General features: G+C 58.2%; 11 protein-coding genes and 1 pseudogene. 8 read left to right on the plus strand and 4 right to left on the minus strand.

Going from position 1 to position 19,310, the window contains the following annotated elements:
- The first annotated feature begins 545 nt into the window (after positions 1-545).
- Both ACQQ2N_RS04465 and ACQQ2N_RS04470 read left to right on the plus strand, forming a co-directional pair.
- On the plus strand, positions 546-1,034 hold the full coding sequence (locus tag ACQQ2N_RS04465; protein WP_440224479.1) for a hypothetical protein: 489 nt from the start codon (positions 546-548) through the stop codon (positions 1,032-1,034).
- 114 nt (positions 1,035-1,148) lie between these two features.
- Positions 1,149-1,397: pseudogene (locus tag ACQQ2N_RS04470) on the plus strand (integrase core domain-containing protein); the annotation flags it as partial.
- 150 nt (positions 1,398-1,547) lie between these two features.
- Here ACQQ2N_RS04470 and ACQQ2N_RS04475 read toward each other — a convergent pair.
- Positions 1,548-1,880 carry an H-NS histone family protein gene (locus ACQQ2N_RS04475; RefSeq protein ID WP_440224480.1) on the minus strand — a complete coding sequence of 111 codons (333 nt, stop codon included), beginning with the start codon at positions 1,878-1,880 and terminating at the stop codon, positions 1,548-1,550.
- A 545-nt stretch (positions 1,881-2,425) separates the two neighbouring features.
- Between ACQQ2N_RS04475 and ACQQ2N_RS04480 the strand changes: the two genes are divergently transcribed.
- On the plus strand, positions 2,426-5,206 hold the full coding sequence (locus ACQQ2N_RS04480; protein WP_440224481.1) for a DUF4365 domain-containing protein: 2,781 nt from the start codon (positions 2,426-2,428) through the stop codon (positions 5,204-5,206).
- Here ACQQ2N_RS04480 and ACQQ2N_RS04485 read toward each other — a convergent pair.
- On the minus strand, positions 5,135-5,551 hold the full coding sequence (locus ACQQ2N_RS04485) for an integrase core domain-containing protein (protein ID WP_440224482.1): 417 nt from the start codon (positions 5,549-5,551) through the stop codon (positions 5,135-5,137). The genes ACQQ2N_RS04480 and ACQQ2N_RS04485 overlap by 72 nt on opposite strands.
- Before the next feature lie 247 nt (positions 5,552-5,798).
- Here ACQQ2N_RS04485 and ACQQ2N_RS04490 point away from each other — a divergent pair, with 247 nt between their 5' ends.
- The 5 genes from ACQQ2N_RS04490 to ACQQ2N_RS04510 all read left to right on the plus strand — a co-directional run bounded on the left by ACQQ2N_RS04490 (position 5,799) and on the right by ACQQ2N_RS04510 (position 17,154).
- Complete coding sequence (locus tag ACQQ2N_RS04490; RefSeq protein WP_440224483.1) at positions 5,799-9,872, plus strand: AAA family ATPase; 4,074 nt, start codon at positions 5,799-5,801, stop codon at positions 9,870-9,872.
- 1,420 nt (positions 9,873-11,292) lie between these two features.
- Entirely contained in the window at positions 11,293-13,653 is a 2,361-nt protein-coding gene (locus ACQQ2N_RS04495; RefSeq protein ID WP_440224484.1) for a DDE-type integrase/transposase/recombinase, read from the plus strand.
- Positions 13,646-14,737 (plus strand): AAA family ATPase, encoded by a 1,092-nt coding sequence (locus ACQQ2N_RS04500; RefSeq protein ID WP_440224485.1) that lies wholly within the window; start codon positions 13,646-13,648, stop codon positions 14,735-14,737. The genes ACQQ2N_RS04495 and ACQQ2N_RS04500 overlap by 8 nt, the downstream gene beginning before the upstream one ends.
- On the plus strand, positions 14,734-15,408 hold the full coding sequence (locus ACQQ2N_RS04505) for a TniQ family protein (protein WP_440224486.1): 675 nt from the start codon (positions 14,734-14,736) through the stop codon (positions 15,406-15,408). Before ACQQ2N_RS04500 ends, ACQQ2N_RS04505 begins: the two co-directional genes overlap by 4 nt.
- Positions 15,409-16,035: 627 nt before the next feature.
- Positions 16,036-17,154 (plus strand): hypothetical protein, encoded by a 1,119-nt coding sequence (locus ACQQ2N_RS04510; protein ID WP_440224487.1) that lies wholly within the window; start codon positions 16,036-16,038, stop codon positions 17,152-17,154.
- A 578-nt stretch (positions 17,155-17,732) separates the two neighbouring features.
- Here ACQQ2N_RS04510 and ACQQ2N_RS04515 read toward each other — a convergent pair.
- On the minus strand, positions 17,733-18,707 hold the full coding sequence (locus tag ACQQ2N_RS04515) for a FecR family protein (RefSeq protein WP_440224488.1): 975 nt from the start codon (positions 18,705-18,707) through the stop codon (positions 17,733-17,735).
- Positions 18,704-19,267, minus strand: a complete 564-nt coding sequence (locus ACQQ2N_RS04520) for an RNA polymerase sigma factor (protein WP_440224489.1) — start codon at positions 19,265-19,267, stop codon at positions 18,704-18,706. The genes ACQQ2N_RS04515 and ACQQ2N_RS04520 overlap by 4 nt, the downstream gene beginning before the upstream one ends.
- Positions 19,268-19,310: the final 43 nt, after the last annotated feature.

Here is a 19,310-nt window from a genome sequence, read left to right on the forward strand (position 1 = left end):
GAGCCACTGTCTTGGACGAAGATGGCCACGAGTTCATCTATTTCTCTGGCCTCCCCACGATCTGCGTGCCGAAGAGCATGCAGGCACCGATAGCGGCGCCTTCGCTTGACGACACCCTGGAAGCCACTTGCAGCGCTTTGCGGTGACAGGCTGAGAGATCACGTCGTGCACCTCGCTGCGAGCGCGAGCTGATGAGCTTGCCGATCCGGGCGGCAAGCTAGAGTCGGGGCTACGATCGTGCAGCTGACGCTTCCCCTAGCGATTGCCGCCGTGACATGAGCTTCGATAACCTCCGCAGCGCCTCGGGTGTCGGCGCCCCCTGCGGCAGGGCGCTCGCACGCCGATGCTCGAGGCACTCCTCAGCCGCGTAGTCGAAGTGGTCCTAATGGCACGATGATCTCGCGAGCTGGGCGGCATGCCCAACATGAACTTGCCCCTGATCTCGTGAGTCGACACTGGCTTTCCGCGCCTGCAGGCGCGATCTGCCGTGCCCTCCATGGGGAGGCGTATGCTGTAAACCGAAGTGCTGAACAAGGCTGTCGCGAATGGATTGGTTCTGGTCGGCATCTTGGCGCTTCGGCACGTGGCTGGTGGCGAACGCACTTCGCCACCTCGACTCCAACAAGCGTCAGAGGATCGTGGATGCCGATGCGCATGCGGTTCTGTCCCGTGTCGTCAATGCGTGGCTGGACCGACTTACGAAACTCCGAGACGATCTGAAGATCTCTGGCACGAAGAGGCAGCAGGACTTCTTCTACTCGCTGGGGCCGCCTCACAGCCTGACGACCGATGCAGTCATCATCCTGCCTCCCAAGGAGATCGAGAACTACAAGGACTTGCTTGGGGTGACGGGCGTGGGAGGCCACCTGATGGCTGCGCACGCGAAAGCCTGGGCCATCTTCGACGCCTGCGCCGAGGGCCCCAAGGATGCCGACAGGCAGATGGAGCGGCTGACGATCCTCATCAGTCGGCTCGAGGTGACGCGCGAAAGCTTCTTGTCACTCTTGCGGAGCGGCTACCGGCGCTCGGACTGATCCGCATGCGCTTTGAATCTAACGACTAGTGCTCCCCTGATTCCGTCGCATCACGGAAGCGCGGCTTCAGATAGCGAATGTCGCATCCGCCTTACCCCTACAAGCACGGCGCCTGCGAAGGTCGTACGCTGGATGCGCAACGCAGTCAGGGGTCCAGCGCCTTTCGCGCCCAGCAGTCCTTGAGAGAACGGTTTCGTCGAGAGCTTCAAAGGCCAGCTGCGCGAAGAACTGCTCAACCACGAATGGCTCCGCAGCCCCGCGGAAGCGAAAGTGCTGATCGAGTGATGGCGGCAGTTCTACAACGAGAAGCGGCCCTACAGCGCGCATCGCCGTAAGACCCAAGCCAGCATCCGCAAAGGCTGGGAGCTCGCTACCCTACGGCGGAACTCATCACCTGATTGGCTACAAGTCCTACCCAGTCCATTGGCGCCATGCGTGCGGATGCGAGGGAGGTCGCGACTGAAGCCGATTTGTGTGATGGGCGGCTGCACGTCCTTCCGACGAGCCGCATCTCTAGATGAGAAGGGCTCGCTCTTTCGTTCCGGAAGCAATGGCGTCAGCAAACCATACCGGCTGACGCCCGCGCCCGCTCCACTCCTGATAGGGTGGTTTCGGATTGCGGTACTTCTTTGGGACCTGAGCTTTCGTCTTGCGAGCCGCTTGACGTCCTTTCGTCCTGGAGCCCAGCACCTCGTCGATCGTCAGGCCTTCCTTCTCGATCAGCGCGAAGACCTTCTCGCGAAGCACATCGAGTGTCTGCTTCTGCAACTCGACCTGGCGCTGCTCAAGCTGGGTGCGGAGCTCGGCGAGCTCTTTGGCGGAGAGCTTATTCAACGGGATGGGCATGGCAGTTACTCCGAAGGGCTGGGATCAGGGGACATGCGGCCAAACGATGCTTTCCATTGGCCGGTCAACACGGCTGAATTGGCGCGTACGCGCTGAACGCCTTGACGCTAGTCGCTTGACTCCATCGACCCTCGCAGCTCGGCGCAAAAGTGGAAAAGTCATGGCGATCAGAATCTTGCGATCACGCAAGTCACGCCGACAAGCCAATCGAAAACGGAGTGCGCGGCCAAACTATGCTTTCCTGACAATCATAGTTTGGCCGAAGCGGCCAACTTATGCTTTCCCGCACAAGGCCTGTGCGGGTAACCATAAGTTGGCCGCCCATGGAAAGCATAGTTTGGCCGCTTCGCGCACTGCCGTTACGCGTTCATAGTCGCCGCGCAAGTAGGGAAGGCTTCAATTATGCCTGCTACTCACAGGCGGGGACGCTAGGGAATTCATCAACCCATCGGCCACGCGATTCGACCCAGGTCACAGCTAACGACCTATGTTCGATGAGGCAGCATCTCGTCAGACTACTACGGATGGCCGCTGGATAGCAGGAAATGAGAGCTCCTAAGAACGATCCCACTGCAAAAGCCGGACTTTCCGAGGTGATGGCTGACTTTGAGCGCATCGGGTGGGGGCCGGTGCCGAATTCTTCGCACGACCTCGGTACCGATCTCATCATCCAAGCGAGGGACAGCCGCCGCTTCGAATCGGGGCTACTGGTCGGGGCACAAGTGAAAGCCGGTCTCACATTCTTCGAAGCGCCGGCATACGGTGAAGATGGCGAGTTGCAGGGTTGGTGGTTCTACGAGCCAACGGCCGATCACTTTGACGATTGGGTCACGCACGCGCTGCCGCATTTGATTGTTTTGCACGACATGGAAACACGAATCTCATACTGGGAACACGTCACTGCAGAGCGCTGCGAAAGCACCGGCAAAGGCGTCAAGATTCTAATTCCGGCCTCGCAAACAGTAGACAGTGAACATCAGAACATGTTGTTTCAGGTGTCCTGCAAGCAGAGAGCGGCTTCTTCCTTGGAACGTGCGGTTTTTCATGCATCTGCGAACCGCGCGCCACCTGCGCGCCGCCTGCGCTATGCAGTGCTCACGCCACGCTTGGTCGCGCTGCACGGCAATGCGTCCGTCACCCGCGAACCAGAGCCAGAAGAGACCATCGCGCTCATCGCCAGTAGGCGAGGCTGGCAACTCGAACGGCTTGAGCGGAAGTTCCCAAAGAACCTTGTGGCAAAAGAAGGGGTCCTCCCCTCGGATTGGCGCTGGCGTTTTGCGCACGCCCTTAAGCAGCTGCTGGACGAGGGCCTGCTCGAACCCCTGACCGATCTTATTGCCGTCGCGCCGAATCTCAGTTCCCGCTGCGTGGCTCTCGCTGTCGTCGCGGCTACGCTGTTTGAGAGAGAACAATGGGACGAGGGCATCGCTCTGACGAGCCAGGCCATCGATGCCGATGAGGCAGGTCCGGTCGACCACGCTTGGCTGTTGCTGCACCGGGCAAGGCTTCGCATGGAAGTCGGCCATACCTTAGAAGCGCAACGCGACGCGGCGAATGCGCTCATCAGCTTGCAGGCAGACACGGACGACCCTACCGCCTCCCTGCTTGCGGGAGTGGCTTCAACTATTGTCTTCGTCGCCGCCACATTCCTCCATGGGAACCTCGAAGAGGTCATCAACGCCAACGACACCGCGCCGTCTTGGTGGAGAATGCAAGTGCTGGGCTGGGCTTTCGGCCACGCGTTCGACGACGACTTCGATAACTGGGTCGGTGGAGAGCCACAGGGCTTCACAGAGGAAGACCGCGCCAAGCAACATTTCGACTCGTTGCTGCTCAACACGTCGTGGTCTGCAGACCAAGAGTCGTGGCGCTCGGTAGCCAGCAAGGCTGCAAGGTATGGTTTGCGGACTGCCGTAGCGTCTCGCGATCCCCCCAACGTCGCGAACGCCCTAGACAGGCTACGCCGCTCCGGCGACGAGCCGCGCCTCCGCGCCTGCGCGCGGTTTACATGGGCCATCGGTCCATCGCTGGGTCTACGTGACGCGGGTTCACGTTGTGCACTCGACCATCTCGGGCGCACGTCCGCCAAGGCGACGTTTACGCTCGTGACCGAATCCTGCGACGTGCTGAACGACGACGATTTCCGGCGTCATATCGAATGGTGCTTGGCGACACTACGCAGTCCGGCCGTGCTCGAACAAAGTGTCCGCGCATTGGGCAAGGGCTTCCCGGTTGTCGGAGCAGCCATAACAGTCCTCACGCGCTCGTGGGAGCGCTTGGAGCAGCGACAGCGCGCTCGCGCGGCAGAGCTTCTCATGCACATGGACGATGCTCAGACAACAGCTTCTTACAGCTACGCCGTGCTTGCATCTCGTCTTGGTGCCGACGCGCTGGGCGCGGATCTGATAGGAGCACTCCATTGTAAGGCGCAGCGCAACTCGGACCGCGATGTTCGAAACTGGCTCCTACACGCGTTAGCCCGGGCTGGGCACGCTGAGTCGCTCGTCGCGCTGCGATCCGCGTCGTCTGTTGGAGACCTCACCGCGACGGCCTGCCTCATCCTGAGCGACCTACTGCTCGAGGATGCTGCACCAGGAACTGCCGCGCACCTGGAAGAGAGCGTTTCGGAGATCATTCGAAATGCTCGCCGACGCTCGTATGCTTTTGGCGGGCAGGACGCTGCTGCGCTTCTCTTTCAACTGGGTCTTCGCTGGCCTGAACACGGTCGATGGGATCCACTTCTAGAATTGGTTGGGGAGCCTGCTGTCGCACACGATCACAAACTGAACTTAGTTCGTGCATTTGCGAAGCATGCCGACGTACTCACGATCGAGCAGAGGGCACGCTTGCGATCCTGCTTGCCTGCGCTAGAGAGTAGGCTAGACACAACCTATTTCACCCATGGCGCTCCCTCAGCGAGGCTACGGTTGCAGTTGGCGTTGACCACCGAGCACGAAAGAGAGTCAGTTGTGGCCACTTGGCTCAGCGGCAGCCGTACAGAACGAGGCGTGGCGCTCGCGACTATCGGAGAGCAAGATCTTCGACGGCTGCGCCCGGCGTTGGCTGCCTCGATTCAGGATAGCAGCGTCGTCATCCAAGAAGCAGCTGCGCGTAGCATCGGATGTGCCTTGGCGCTGGGAGATCCGGGGCCGGATCTCGCGCACGCTGCCCGCGCCATCGCTAGGGGCGACGGATGCCGGGTGCCGTATGCGTTGATTGAAGGCTTCATGTCCAAGGCGGACGCGTCCGCTCCGTCACCCGACGCATTCGATCCTCTTCGTGAACACCCCTCCTTCATTGTGCGGACAAGCGCGCGAGACCTCTAGGCGCTCGCTCGAGAAGCCCTGTAGATAGGCGGTCATGCTCCGCACAATCTCGCTCCATAGCCCGACGCCCCCATGTTGAGTAGCGGCCGGGCCTAGAGTCCGGGTCTGACGCGAGCGGGTCCCGCCGCGAGCCGCCTTGCATATGCGTGGCCAACGCACCGAGTCAAGTGTCTTCTTGGGTCCCTTCTCGTTGAACCCGCGCCGCCACACTTCGATCACCGTACGGGCGTGCAGCGTATGCGTGAATCGATCCACGTAGAGGCCCTCGTAGCGCAGCCTTTCGTTAAACAACTCGAGGTAGGAGCTTTGGCCGAGTCTGCACGGCTCGATCAGACGCGGTAGCACGCCGAGCGTGCGCTAACACTGACCTGTGTACCAGCGGAGACCTACGATGCCCGACCAAGCATGTATACATCCATTCGACGCTCAAGCCTATGCGCGCTGCCACATCCCGGATGTGATGTCTGAAACAAGCATCCAAGCCAACACGAAAGGGAACAGAGGCGCCATCCACCTTTTCCCTGTAGGCATTGCAGAAGGACCTTAACAACGGCAGAATATTATTAATGTCATGGCCCAAGTTTAATCAGGCATGAGTACTGAACCAATTTTCTCAGCTGGCAGTGAAGGACTAGTCCCTAAGGCTGACGAAGCTAGGCAAGCGGTCGACGCGTTGCGTGGATACGTGTACCAAGTCACAGCAGCAGCGCTTGCTTGGTTAGATCTCGGAGATCACTCAGCGATCTTCCTAGAGGTGGCTGAGGACTATGCCATTGTAGCCAAGAACGCCATAAACGCTGTCCAAGTGAAGGACACGGTTATGTCGGGAAGTGTGACTCTCAATACGAGCAACATTCGAGAAGCAATAGCAAACTACGTTGCACTAATTAATGATAACCCCGGTAAAAATATTAGACTCGAGTACTTCACCACCTCAATGGTCGGATTGGAGAAGAACGCGGCTGACCTAAATCTCCATGAACCGGGGTTGTCGTATTGGCGCAAGGCGGCACTTTCGGCAGATGTAGCCCCAATTCGAAGGATCCTCCAGACTGACAAGTACTCTCTGACGGTAAAGGAGTTCGTGGAGCATAGAACAGACGATGCTATACGAACTGATCTACTCCAAAATATTCATTGGAACTGCGGTAATCCAGATCTCACGACATTAAGAATAGAGTTCAACTCTAGACTGACGACGATCTGCTGGGATCAGTTCAAAGTCCCTTACCCGGATGTTCCAAAGATTGCTGATCATCTTCTTTATCGCGTACTCGAGACGAGTATCGGTAAGACGCCTAGCGGCCGCAAGCTAACAAGATCTGACTTAATCAGAACCATTCATGAATATACATTCATATCGATACCTAGACCCTTCTTTCATACGCTGAGCGAAGCATCTACTGCAATCAACAGCCAAGTTCAAGGAAATCGCCAATCAGATATTGCGATAACTATGGGATCTCCGATCTGGCTAGCAAAAAGTGAGTTGCTAGTGAAAGCCTCACGTCAGCTTTCCCGCTGTGTGACAGAAGCAAGGATCGAGGCGAAGCTGCGAACTTCCGGAGTCTGCTTCATTACCGGCGCAAGCGGCGTAGGTAAAACTCAATTAGCGAGAGCCGTCGCGGACAAGCTCGGGTGGCAGTTTGTGATGGCGGATTTTCGCAATATCAACAGTGAGGAGGCCGCTAAGCGCCTCTCTACTATCCTTTCGTATCTAGGCGGATTGCATGCTAAAGCGATAGTCCTCGAGGACCTCAACTGTTTCAACGATCCCACTCTCGCATTGGCACTAACGCAAGTATTTAGCGCTACAGCACGGCGTGACATAGCGATCATCGTAACCTCCTATAACTCACCCGCTACAAAGTCACTTACTGCTGTCGGCTTGGATACAGCTTGCGAAGAGATTTGCCCGTATTTTAGTGAGGACGAAGCCTCACAGCTCGTTGCCTTGTACGATGGTGACCCGAACGCGTGGGGAAAGCTGGCTTATGCCACCGGCGCGGCAGGCCACCCCCAGCTCGTACACGCTTTCGTTGCGGGAATGGCTGCCCGCGGGTGGCTGCGATCGGAAATGTCCGATGTTGTTATGGAAGGTTTCTCTACCAATGATGTAAACCTAGAACGTGATGCTGCACGACGTACGATAGCAACCGCCCTTCCTGAAGGAGCGCGTAACCTTCTCTATCGCGCGAGCGTCATAATAGGTAGCTTCGATCGAGATTGCGTGCTTCGTCTCGCCGGCATACAGCCGTCATTGCCATCGCCAGGCGAGAACCTTGACGCCCTCATCGGTCCGTGGCTCGAGACGATGGGGCGTGATCGATACCGCATTTCTCCTTTAGCTGCGCAAATTGGTCAGAAGATGATCGCGCGAACGGCTCAGGTCCAGCTTCACCACGAGATCGCGGAGCACTTAATGTCACGTCAGGTAGTCGATGTCAGCGACATCGATAAGATCGTCATGCACGCAATGATAGGCAAGAATACGCAAATACTCGGCAGCATTGCAGCGAATCTTTTGGCGTCAGAGAGTTCCGTAATAGAATATCTTGCTTGTAATTTTTCCGTTGTTCGTCTACTTGCTACTGAAAGGCCCATCTACCCAGAAGACCTCAGCATTTCGACCATGATGCGAATAGCGCAATTCAAGATACTTGCTGTCGCAAAGGATTATAAGAGTATTTCAAAATGCGTTGATGCGCTGAACGTTGAGATCGAAGCTCAGCCAGCGGGGACTTCGCGCGATGTAGTCCAAGTGTTGGGTTTCTGCACCGTTCTTGGAACTCTTGGGATAGCGAATTATTTGAATAACTGGCTAGCGCTATTACAGCGGTTCGAGTCATTCATAGGCACTAGTACAGTTGCGAGGGAGATGCATTCTGACTCCGGGAATCTTCTCTTTTCAGAAGAGGGCATGATTCCGGCCCTCTTCGCGATCGGCAGTGCCGATTTACAAGAAGTCGCCTCACTCGAAAGAGTCTTTGATCAGCTCAACGGCATCTCTGCAGCGGATCGAGATGCCTATCTCAGCCTAATTAGATCCTCGGCGCCGGATTACTCCGCATTTGTAAACGGTCCGTGGCTCGCCGAGCACCGGAAAGCGCTCGACTATAGCGATGCCGCAGATCGCTATCGCCGAATGGCGACTACATCAGCGTCCTGGAAGGTCCGCAGACTAACGCTGCAGTGCTGGATAGCAAGGGCCGTCATGCTCGACGAGTACGGTAACGACCAAGACAGAGCGCTTCGTGCGCTAGACGAGGCGGAGAGCGAGCATGGCCCGGATATCCTAGTCTCCCGGGCTCGAGCCAAAATCTTCTGGCGCGCGAAGGACCATGTACGTGCGCTATCTATTTTGCGCGCCATCGCCGATGTAGTCGGTCAAGATAACTTCATCGAACGGGCCTTCGCCCTGCGAGAGGCTGCGATCAGCGCGGCCTCGACGGGAGACTGGAATCAAGCGGAAACTTGGTTTCAAAGTGCTCAGACAGCCGCACTGAGATCGACCGTCGACGACATGCGAATCATGGCGATTGGCCTAGGTGCCGACACCGCAGTTGCTGCCCTAGAGAATGGCCGCTCTCAAGATGCGCTGATGGGGATAGGTGCGGCGCTGCGAGAGCTTGAGGCCTTCCCACCGCAGTCATCACTGCGCGCTGCATACTGCCACCATGTCGTACGACATGTCATCCTATGGCTTAACTCGCGAATTGAGGACGTTGCTTGTGACATAGACGGAGAACCCATTACCGTCAAACCCGGCTGCTGCAGCAATCCTGAGCCGGACGCTAGCTTTATGAGCCGCCCACTAGGCGCAGTCAATATTGCATGGTATATGCTCGCTCAACTCGACGTGACATCCCGATCGGACATTGGTTACGTCAATGCATTGAGGAGTAAAATGGGCGGTGAGTCAATTCTGCCGATGGAGCTAATGCTTAGATCCGCTTTGCTTATGCGTAGTATCCAAGACCTAGACTGCGAACGATTCATAGATCGCATGTGGGACTTCGTAGAATGCGGTGTCGCTACTCTCCCCTCTCTTAGAAGCTCAGCAATGCAGCTCAATGCTTTTAATCCCGAGACGGTGGTCATTCCAGACCTATTATCTCCCCCGTCGGGTAAAGAGTCTGCGCTCTTTATTAACGATTCTATTCTAGCTTTTGCCATATGCTGTGCCACCAAGCTGTCATCGGATCTTCTCTCAGTTATGCGACAAGTGGCTACTACGAGATTCGGGCCAGATATAGCAAGCTCTACCGCTCTCTCGTTCATTGGGGAGTCGACCGTAAATTCCTCGTTCGAAGCCCAATTAATAGGTGACCTGTCATTTTTCAAAGCCGGAAGTTTTCCAACCCCTAAACAATATTGCGTTTCAGGAATCCGTTCGCTTCAGCAAGCACAACAATCCGGCATGAAGCGCGAATTAGTTAGAATGATTGCTGCTTGGCAGCGAAAGGCTTGGACGCGAATTATAGCTTCTGAAACTTTTAGGCTGCCCTATCCGCGGCTTTCGGTTCCATCGATTAAGGACGCTCTATTGCCTGCGAAGGACGACGAGCGGTTTTTATGTGGCCTACTGCTTATAACGGCCGATGCTACCGAGGTAACTCTTCCTAACGAAATCCGAGAAGATTTCCGCTCACGGTCATTTATCTAACCATGTTGAGATTTTCTCAGCACCCTGTCGCGACACGACGTGCGCTGGGCATTGCACCGTAGCACTACCTGCCGCCGATGAACCAGTCTAATGCTTCAGAGTCCGATGCCGGCTTCTCTCGCAAGGTCCGGATTGCTTCATCAATTTTTATTGAGAGCCCTTTTTTACTTTCTCCAAGTTCACTGTCGTGATAGTTATAACGATCGCGTAATGAGCTACCTAAGGTATCGCATATGTGGTCGGCAAGTTCTCCCGGAGCTATAATACGATCGCTGCATTCTACAAGCACTTTCCACGAGCGAGAAAATTGTGGATTAAGGATGATTACCGCGGGAAATATCCCACGTACAACATCTTTTGCTACGCCATGGCCTCTCGAACTGCCTTTTATTATGGAGTCGCGCGCAACGTAGAGTGCCGCTTGCAAAGCCCCGATTGCGCGCGATCCTGGGGACGGCCTGACTTGCTGATTAGTCATACCTGCCCACTTACTAAGGCGTAACCCTGTGTCCAATCGATTGAGGTGATTTGCCCACCACGGTTCGAACATGTAGCTAGGCGGGTTTGCTATAAGTAGCGACCAGAGTGGCAGATCTCTCCACCACCTGAGATCCACGGCACCTTGCGACTTGATGAGTACGTGTCGAGCCGTTTTGTCACTCGCCAAGGCTTTACCGTCCCTCCAACGCCTGTACTTCCCAGACCACGCCACCTCGCCGTTCTTCGTCGAGTAAGCCGATCGCTCGTCGATGAGCTGCTCGAGCTTGACCGGTGAAGCTGTGCCGTAGTGTGCCGCAAGCACGCCGAAGCAGGTCATGCTGCGACATGCGCTCACCTCTGCGTCATGTCGAGCCCACGACTGTGACACCTCATTTGAAGCCTCCGACGTCGACATGGCGCGATGTCCGATGGGTCAACTTACGGATGAGATACCGTGTGGATCTTGTTAAGCACCGAACGGTTGCAGAGAAATACACCCTGCCATGCGCTTCGGGTGTAGGTCTACGATGGGCGTGCCGGACCCGCCGCGCTAGGCTTTTTGGGCCTGGCAGGTGCCATCACAGCGCCGAAGAAGGTCTCGCACGGGTCAGGTGCGCCAGTGGTTGGCGTGATCAAGCCAGTGTCTATGCGCCTGGCGTCCGACCATCAGAGAGCGGCTAGGTTGCCTAGCCGTCACAGTCGATATCCAACCGCGGCCTAGAAGCCGAGGGAGGTTCTAATGTCTTAGCGCCAGCTCTTGGGCGCAGAAACGCCAAACCCCGGCGCCAACCGGGGTTTGGTGAAGAGATCTAGCTTGTCGAACTGCTAGCCTCGATTCTGCCCCCCGTCCTTCCTTTTTGCAAGCCCTTTCAGGGAGGAACTCGGCTTGCCCGACGAACCGATTCCGTGCCGCCCCATCGCGGCGCGGGGGAGCCAGAACATGCCTTTTCTCGAGAAAGATTTCGATGCGTACACGTCGCGCCTCCATCTGAGTGACCCGACCAAGACCTACCTGAGGGAGGCCCGAAAGGGGCTCTCCCGAAGCGTTGGAACGACCGGATTTCCGTCGGTCGTCGTGGAGTACCCCTCGCGCAAGATGGGCACGTCCATCGTGGCCGAGAGTCGGAGCGGCGAGATGGCCTTCGCGGTGCTCTGCGAGTACGACCCCAAGGTGGTGGCGTTCTACGAGCAGCCTCCGCAGGTCGAGGTCTTCCGCCAAGACCGTCGCGGCAGGCGCGTGCTCCGACCTCATCACCCTGACTTTCTGGTGCTACATGTCGATGGACCGTTCGTCGTCGAGGTTAAGCCTCAGGACAAGCTCGAAGACAACGTCAAGCGGAGTCCGATCGACTGGACCTTCGACGGTGAGCATTTCCATGATGGCCCCGCGGAACTTGCGCTGGGTGTGATTGGGCTCTCGCATCGCGTCGTGTCGACGGAGAGCATGCCTTCCATCCGGATCAACAACCTTCAAACGTTGCTGCACGTAAGAACCTATTCGGACGGAAATGCCCCACGTCTCGGAATCGAGGACCTCACCAAAGCCTTCCGCACGACGGCCATTTCTACACTGGCGAGCATCGCCGAGGTGTTGAAGCTGTCTAGCTACGAACCTCTTCTTCAACTGATCGACGAAGGCGTTCTGCACTGCGACCTCGATCGTGAGTTGCTTACAGAGGTCACGTCCTGCCGGACTACATTGCTACCCGATCTTCTCGACGACCCCTCTCACTGCAACTCACAGACGCCAGCTTCGGCATCGGTCCTTCATTGCCCGCCGCTCGTGCAAGCCCGGCGTGCACTAGAGAACCTTCAACGGCTGCAGGACGGAACCTTGCCGAAGCGGACAGCTCGCCGTTTGAACAGCGCCATACGCGAGTGCCTCGCAACTGGTGGCACCCGCTTCCTTGCCGTGACACCACGCACATTCAACTCCGGCAACCGGCAGTGGAAGCGCCCCGCATTCCTGATTGAGCATGCGTTGGAGTTCATTCGAACGAACTACGCATCCGCCAAGCGTCCGTCCGTTGCGTCGACCTACAGGGCTTACAGGGTCGCATCCCAAGAGCGCTTCCCCGGGACACAGCCGTTGAGCAAGCCGACGTTCACTGTGCGAGTGCGCGAGCTGAGCAAGGAAACTGCATCAGGAAGGGGCGGTGTACGGATGGCAAACGCCGCCTCGGCACCGACCGACGTGACGACACGCGTGCAGGTTCCGCAACGCCCATTCGAGCTCGCGACGTGCGACCACTTCAACGTGGACTTGGAGCTCGTGGTGCTACGCACGGAGTCGCGGTCTTACACCGCGAAGCCTTGGCTGACCGTGCTCAAGGATGTCGCCACAGGCTTAGTCCTATCGATCTGGATCTCATTCCGGCCACCGAGCAGGATCGCATGCGCTACCCTCCTGCGATGCTGCGCCCGAGTCCATGGGCGGCTTCCAGAAGGTATCGTCGTCGACCGCGGAAGCGACTTCCAGTCCACATACTTTGCAGCACTGCTGGCGTCGCATGGCATCAAGCATGTGAGCCGCCCGAGCTCTCACCCAAGATTTGGATCGGAAGCTGAGCGCTTCTATGGCGAGTTCAGTTCGCTGTGGCTACCTCAACGACCAGGCAACTCAGCGGATCCTGTGCGCGCGAGAGCCATCTCTGGTTCTCATAGCGCTGCGTCCACCGCGCAGATCGACCTCGAGACGTTCCTGCAAGAGTGTCTGAACTTCTGCGACTGGGGCCGAAGCAACGTTGCTCCAAGGAATGCGGACAGCCCTGGCAAATTGTTTGCGGACGGAATGGTGCGCTTCCCCAGCTCGGGGATCCCAGTGGTCTACGACGACACCTTTCTCATCGCTACGGCCGTCGACGACACGCGTATCAAGCTCGATCCTGCACGGGGGCTTCACGTTGGGGCCAGCCACTACTGGCACCCAAGACTCGCGTCGCCGAACCTGCGGCGATCAAAACTCGAGGTCCGCCGAGATCCAGAAGACAGCTCTACGGTGTACGCGAGAGTCGAAAACGACTGGATCACGTGCAAGGACTCCACTCACCCTGTTCAGCGCTCTAGATCCTACGCAATTCGCGTGGCTAACAGCCTTGTGGCCGCCGAGATGGCCGCGGTTCGACAGAAAGCCAAGGACGATGCGGACCGGAACCTCACAGAACGATTGAGAGATAGCGACGCGCGACTTCTGCAGCTCGGCGGAGCACGCCCGAGTGCCACCCGCAAGCACGACGAGTGGGAAGACGACGATCAGATCGAGGTGCCCCAGATGTCGCAATGGGAGCCATCTCATGACTGAGCAAATCCGAACCGCGCTCGAAGCGGTCCTCGAAGTTCGAATTCAGCACGCTCACTTCCTCCGTGCGGTGGATGAGCTGTTCAACGCGATGGTTTCCGTGCGACCAGGCGAGGTCGTCCTCGCGGTTGGGCCGTCGCGCGTGGGAAAGACCTCCGCGATTGCGGAGGCGCTGGAGCGCATATATGGACCGAGCGCCGAGCGTGGGTTGAATCGAATCCCCTACGTGCTCGTGGAAGCAGGCAACACGTCCGGTGGTGGCGCGTTCTCGACCAAGGCCTTCATGTGGGATGCCTGCAAGGCGATCAAGCATCCCTTCTACGGCAGTCCGACGCCAGACGATCCGCAAGGCGACAAGCTGCACCATCGAATCTACAGAACTCCTGAGAGCGTGCTGCGCAGTGCCTTTGAGCACGCAACATCCGCTATGGGGACCCAGTTCTTCGTGATCGACGAGGCCCAGCACTTCAAGTATGTCGCCGGACGTGGCCGCGCGGAGGCCGTCCTCAACTCCCTGAAGTGCCTTGCGAACACGACAGGCATGGTACTCGTGCTCGTGGGCTCCTACGAACTCCTCGACATGCTCTGCCTTGCCCCGCACATGATCGGCAGGCAGGTGACGATCGAGTTCCCCCGCTACCGAGCCGACCTCGCTCACGATCGCAAGGCATTCAGAGGCGTCTTGGCCGCGTGGAGCAAGCTTCTTCCTTTCGATCAACCCGCGACTTCTCTGCTGACTTGGACGAAGTTCCTCCACGAGCAGACGTTTGGATGCGTTGGCCTGCTGTCAGTCTGGCTGAGAGCGGCGTTAGCGTCGGCCCTCTCTGCCAACGAGTCGACTTTCACGCTCGCAGCTCTAAGCCGAACGCGTATGGCCTTCGGCTTCAAAGACGCCATCCAGCGCGAGATCGATCGCGGCGAGCAGCTCATCGGCGAGCTTCGCGGCGAGGTCGATCTTCCCGCTCCTGGCAGTGGTGGAAACCCGGTCGATCAATCTGGTTCCAACGGCGCTCAGCCACCGAGTCCAAGAAAGAAGAAGCCCTTCAAGCGCGAGTCCAAGCGGCACCCATTGGGAGGTCGAGCATGAGCCCGTTGTATCCACTGCCCATTCAAGGTGTGGGGACAGCTCGGATCGAAGCACTCTCGTCCTACCTCATGAGGCTTGCGCACATGCACAGCGTGAGCACTGCGCTCCTGATTCAGCACGTATGCGAAGCCGGTGGCGGCAGCCTTCCACCGTCCGCCATTCTGGCCGGGCCCATCTCTGCGGTCATCCGGCCCAACGCCACTACGGACGGTCTGGTGAAGACCTTGGCAATGGCAGGCCGAGAGCGCGCACAAGATCTTGAGTGCTTGACGATGCTCGCGATCAGCGACGCGCTCCATCGTGGCATGAAGACCTACAGCCAATATCTCCGGTGGTGTCCCGGCTGCTTTGCCGATCAGGTGAAAGCTGGTACGCCCAGCTACTTTCAGCTGGCGTGGCAGATCTCCCTGCTCGGCATCTGCTACGACCATGCCATGCGACTCCGCGATCGTTGCCCGCACTGTAACGGCCGGCAGGATGGGTATCGCCTCCGCCAAGACCTGGCACGTTGCGTCAAGTGCGACGGCCGACTCGACATGGTCTACACAACGGACCTCTCGACGGAAGCACCCATCAAGGACATCACGAATCTCGTCGAGCACATAGCCCAAGCCCCAGGGCCACCGGTTTCCTGCGGACGGCATCTCCTGTGTCGTCCGCACGCTGTTTGATGAAGCGTGGGCGAGAAACAGCGAAGAAGAGCTCTACCGAATCCTCCGGAGGGATGACTGTATCCGGTTCGCAGATCCCGATGAGCCGATCACGCTGCTCTCAGCATTGCGCCTCTCGCACCGTCTGCAGGTTCCTTTGATCGCGCTACTTCGGGGCGATCTCTCTGGATCGCCATTGCCCATTTTCGGAACCCACGATGAGGTGTTTCCGTCCCCTCTGGCGCCTCGACCGAGGCAGCGAATAGACGCGGCACGTGTTGAGCAAGCTGCCACCATCTATGCTGATGAGTCTAGAGATGTCCGCACATCCGTGTCACTGAAAGCATTAGGTCGGATGCTTTCAGTGTCGACGGGGGCGATCAGATACCGGTGTCCTACCGCCTCCGATCTGATCGTCTCAAGGCACCGCACGAAAGAACTCAACCGCATGCGCACCATGCGGCGCTCAGCCCGCTTAGCAGTCTCTAGATCGATCAGAAAGTGGGCTTTGACCGGTACCACCCCTTTGTCGCGTAAGGCCCTTCTCAAAGCTCTACGAAGGGCTACCGATCTTCCCAAACGCGTGCTCGTGGAAGAGATCGCGAGGCATTTCATGAGCCCACGCACATGTACCGTCGAGGCATCCCGATGAGCCATCTAGACGACGAAGACCTCGCCACCAAGCTCGAGCGCATCATGCTCCGTCGCCCTGCCTCGGTGGAGCTCAAACCGCTCAAGGACAGGGTTCTCTGGGCTATGTGTGCACTTGACGGAGAGGACATCTATATCGAGCCACACCATGTGCGCTGGCTCACTGGCCAGAGGGGCACGCTGGGCGAGATCAAGCAACTGATCCGAGAGTGCTGTGCGGAGCGACGCCTACGCAAGGGGACCTCCCTCATCTCTTCACCCGCTTACGACGAAGCGTTTGCAGTCCTACTTGATCACGCACGCGCCGCTATCGAAGCCGAGTTCAACGATCGTAATGATCAGTTGCTACAGGACGCTCGAGCATTGGTAGTAGCCCAAGACGAACTCGAGAAGGCTATACAAGTTCATGAGGACCGCGAAAAGGCAGCGGAAGATCTCAAGACAGCGCTTGCCAAAGAACTGAGAGATGGCCGTGACGAAAGGACTCGATTACAGGCACACGTCACCGAGAAGGATATCCAGCTCGCTTCGCTGGCGACGGAACTCAGCGATGCACAAGAACAGCTGATGGCATCGCGCGACGAGCTTGCAACGGAGAGGTCTCGTCTGGCGGAAGCTAGCGAGGAGATCCACCGTGTGGAGACCGAACTCGCGATTCGCGACGCGGCGATTGCCCGTGCCACGTCCAGCATAGACGAACAGTCCGCCTTGATCCGTGGCCTGCGCTCGGCGAACACGCGGCTCGACGGAGACCTGCGAGCTTCCACGAAGAGTCTTGATGTCGCGAGCAAGCGTGAGCGGCAGCAGGAGAAGGAGCGAATCAGGCTCGAGAGTAGTCTGTCGCAAGCAAACGCGAAGCTTGCTCGCGAGCGAAGCCAGAGTGCGAGCTATAGAGATCAGCTAAAGGCTGCGCAGCAGCAGACTACGGGCAGCCAGCGCGACGTTCGGAATCTCACACGCGAGCTCGCCATCAGCCAGAAGTCGCGTGAAGCGGACGCCGAGGCGCTGCAAGTCGCAAGGGTGCGATCTGAGGAACTACGTCGAGATCTACGACAGACGCGGGTCGATCTTCTCCGGGCGACTCGATCCCTTCAGCAGCGGCCCGGACAGCGTTAGCCGACATCGCGTCACGAAGAGGAAGATCTTGTACGCGAGTGCTCTTGGCAAAGCCACGCCATGGCACTCGGCAGCTAGGGCGGGGCCCACCAGCTCACTCTTTCGACTTCGTCTTCTCGGCGTCGCATCGATGCGAACAGCCAGAGAACTGACCGGCTATCGTCAAGAACGCTGACCGGCTTCGCCACAGAAGCTGACCGCACTTCCCATTAGAGGTGCCCAGCATTCAACTCCCCCGGGGGAAGTGCGAGGAATGCTAATGATAGCGTTCCGGGATTCCGATGACCACGAGCGCCGACGAATGACTGCTTACAGAGGCCGAATAAGCGAATCAGTGCAGCCTGTTCGACGCGCCTCGCCATTGCGCCGCGACGCAGGGGTGTCGAGCGCGTGGCCGTTCCAGTCTGACTTGCCTTCTGCGTATTTCGCAGGACGTGATCGCACGGTTCGGCGCGGGAGTTAGGAAGTTCAGTGGTCATGACCACGGCCGCAAGATGGCCTTATAGGCCGAACTGATGCACACGCGCTTTCACAGCGCTTCCGGAGGTTTCCTGCAGATGGCGCGGTGAGCGAGTCGACTAAGGACGCGCGGTGGACCGCAGCACAATTTCTCCACCTGAGGTGTCATCGGCCGCAAGATTCCATCCAGACTCGAGCGCCTTTAGCAGAGCCTCTTGATCTCTGATGTCGAGCACTCCGCTTACGCGCTGGTTTCCCGCGGTCGGGTCTGCAAGCCGAATTGGCTTCGAACCGTAGCGGTTGAGCTCCATGAGGACCTCGTCGAGCCTTCGATCACGGAACACGAGCTGGCCGGTTATCCACCCCCGGCCCGCTACGAGGTCCGCTGCTTGCGGTTCAGTCATTGCTCCGCGCGGATCAAAACGCAGTTGCTCGCCTGGTGAAAGACGCACGACCTGAGGTCCCGAGTCAGTGCCGACTTCGACCACGCCCTCGATAAGGACGACACGAACATGCTCGCCCTCAAGCGCGATCTGAAACTCCGTGCCGATGTCGCGCACGCGGCTGCCACGCGCCAGCGCAACAAACGAACGCCCCTCTTGCGCTACGTCAATGTTGACGCGACCGCGAAGAACGATGAGTTCCCGGATATCGCGATCCATTCGAACCGCAACTTCCGAGTCCGTGTCGAGCACGATCTTGGAGCCGTCTTCCAAGAGGTGCTCGCGGGGAGCGCCGATCGCGTTTGTGTAGTGCTTTGCCTCGGCGGGGATGTAGCGCGCGATTCCGAATGCGAGCATCAGCAGAGCAGCTGTCGCTAGCGCAATGCGAGCGGACCAGCCCCGTCGGATTCTTTGCTGCGCACGACTCGAACGTCGAACGATGACGTTGATGGTCACGTCGTCCTGTAGAAGCTTGGCCCCCTCATGTGCGTCAGCAACGGAAAGCCACGCTTCAAGATGCGACGGATCCTGAGCGCACCATGCCTCGAACCCTGCGCGGTCCGATGCCGAACAATCAGGTGCGAGCAGGCGCGCATACCAGGTCGCGGCAGCGTCATGGGTCGCATCGTCGGATGGGCGTGGGTAAGTCATCGACGCAGTGCTCCGTGAGCAGATGACCCGCTCTCGACATGGTGGCGCAGATCTCGCAGAGCACGCGAGATATGCTTCTCGACAGCTTTGACGGAGATTCCGCAATGCTGGGCGATCACCGGATACGTCCATCCGTTGAGGCGGCTGAGCAGATAGATCTCACGGGTACGTGCCGGCAGGTTCAGCAGCGTTCGGCGGACGAGCGCAATTCGCTCTCGATGGATGGCGTGGTGTTCAGGCGAATCCTCAGGCGCCGTCGCAGGCTCGGAAGCGCCGAACTCTCCCAGTCCCGCACTCACATCGTGGCTCGACGCCCTGCGCTGATGGTCACGAAACAGATTGAGCAGGATTCTGTAGACCAGCGGCGTCCACTCGTGAGGTGGACGATCGTGCCGATAGCGCATCAGGCGCAACAAAGCTTCCTGGACGAACTCCTTGGCATCGTCGAGCGAAGCCCCTAGGTTGACGACGAATCGCTGCAGCCCTTCGCGTCTTTCGACGACGAAACGATCGAACTCCGCCTCGCGGTATCGATCGTCGGGAATGCGGGGGGCACTCATCCCACGATCATAGGGCCAGATGACGGCGAGGCGCACATCGCCT

Origin of the sequence: Dokdonella aquatica, from assembly GCF_051987395.1 — a bacterium.
In the GTDB taxonomy this organism is placed as follows: Bacteria; Pseudomonadota; Gammaproteobacteria; order Xanthomonadales; family Rhodanobacteraceae; genus Dokdonella.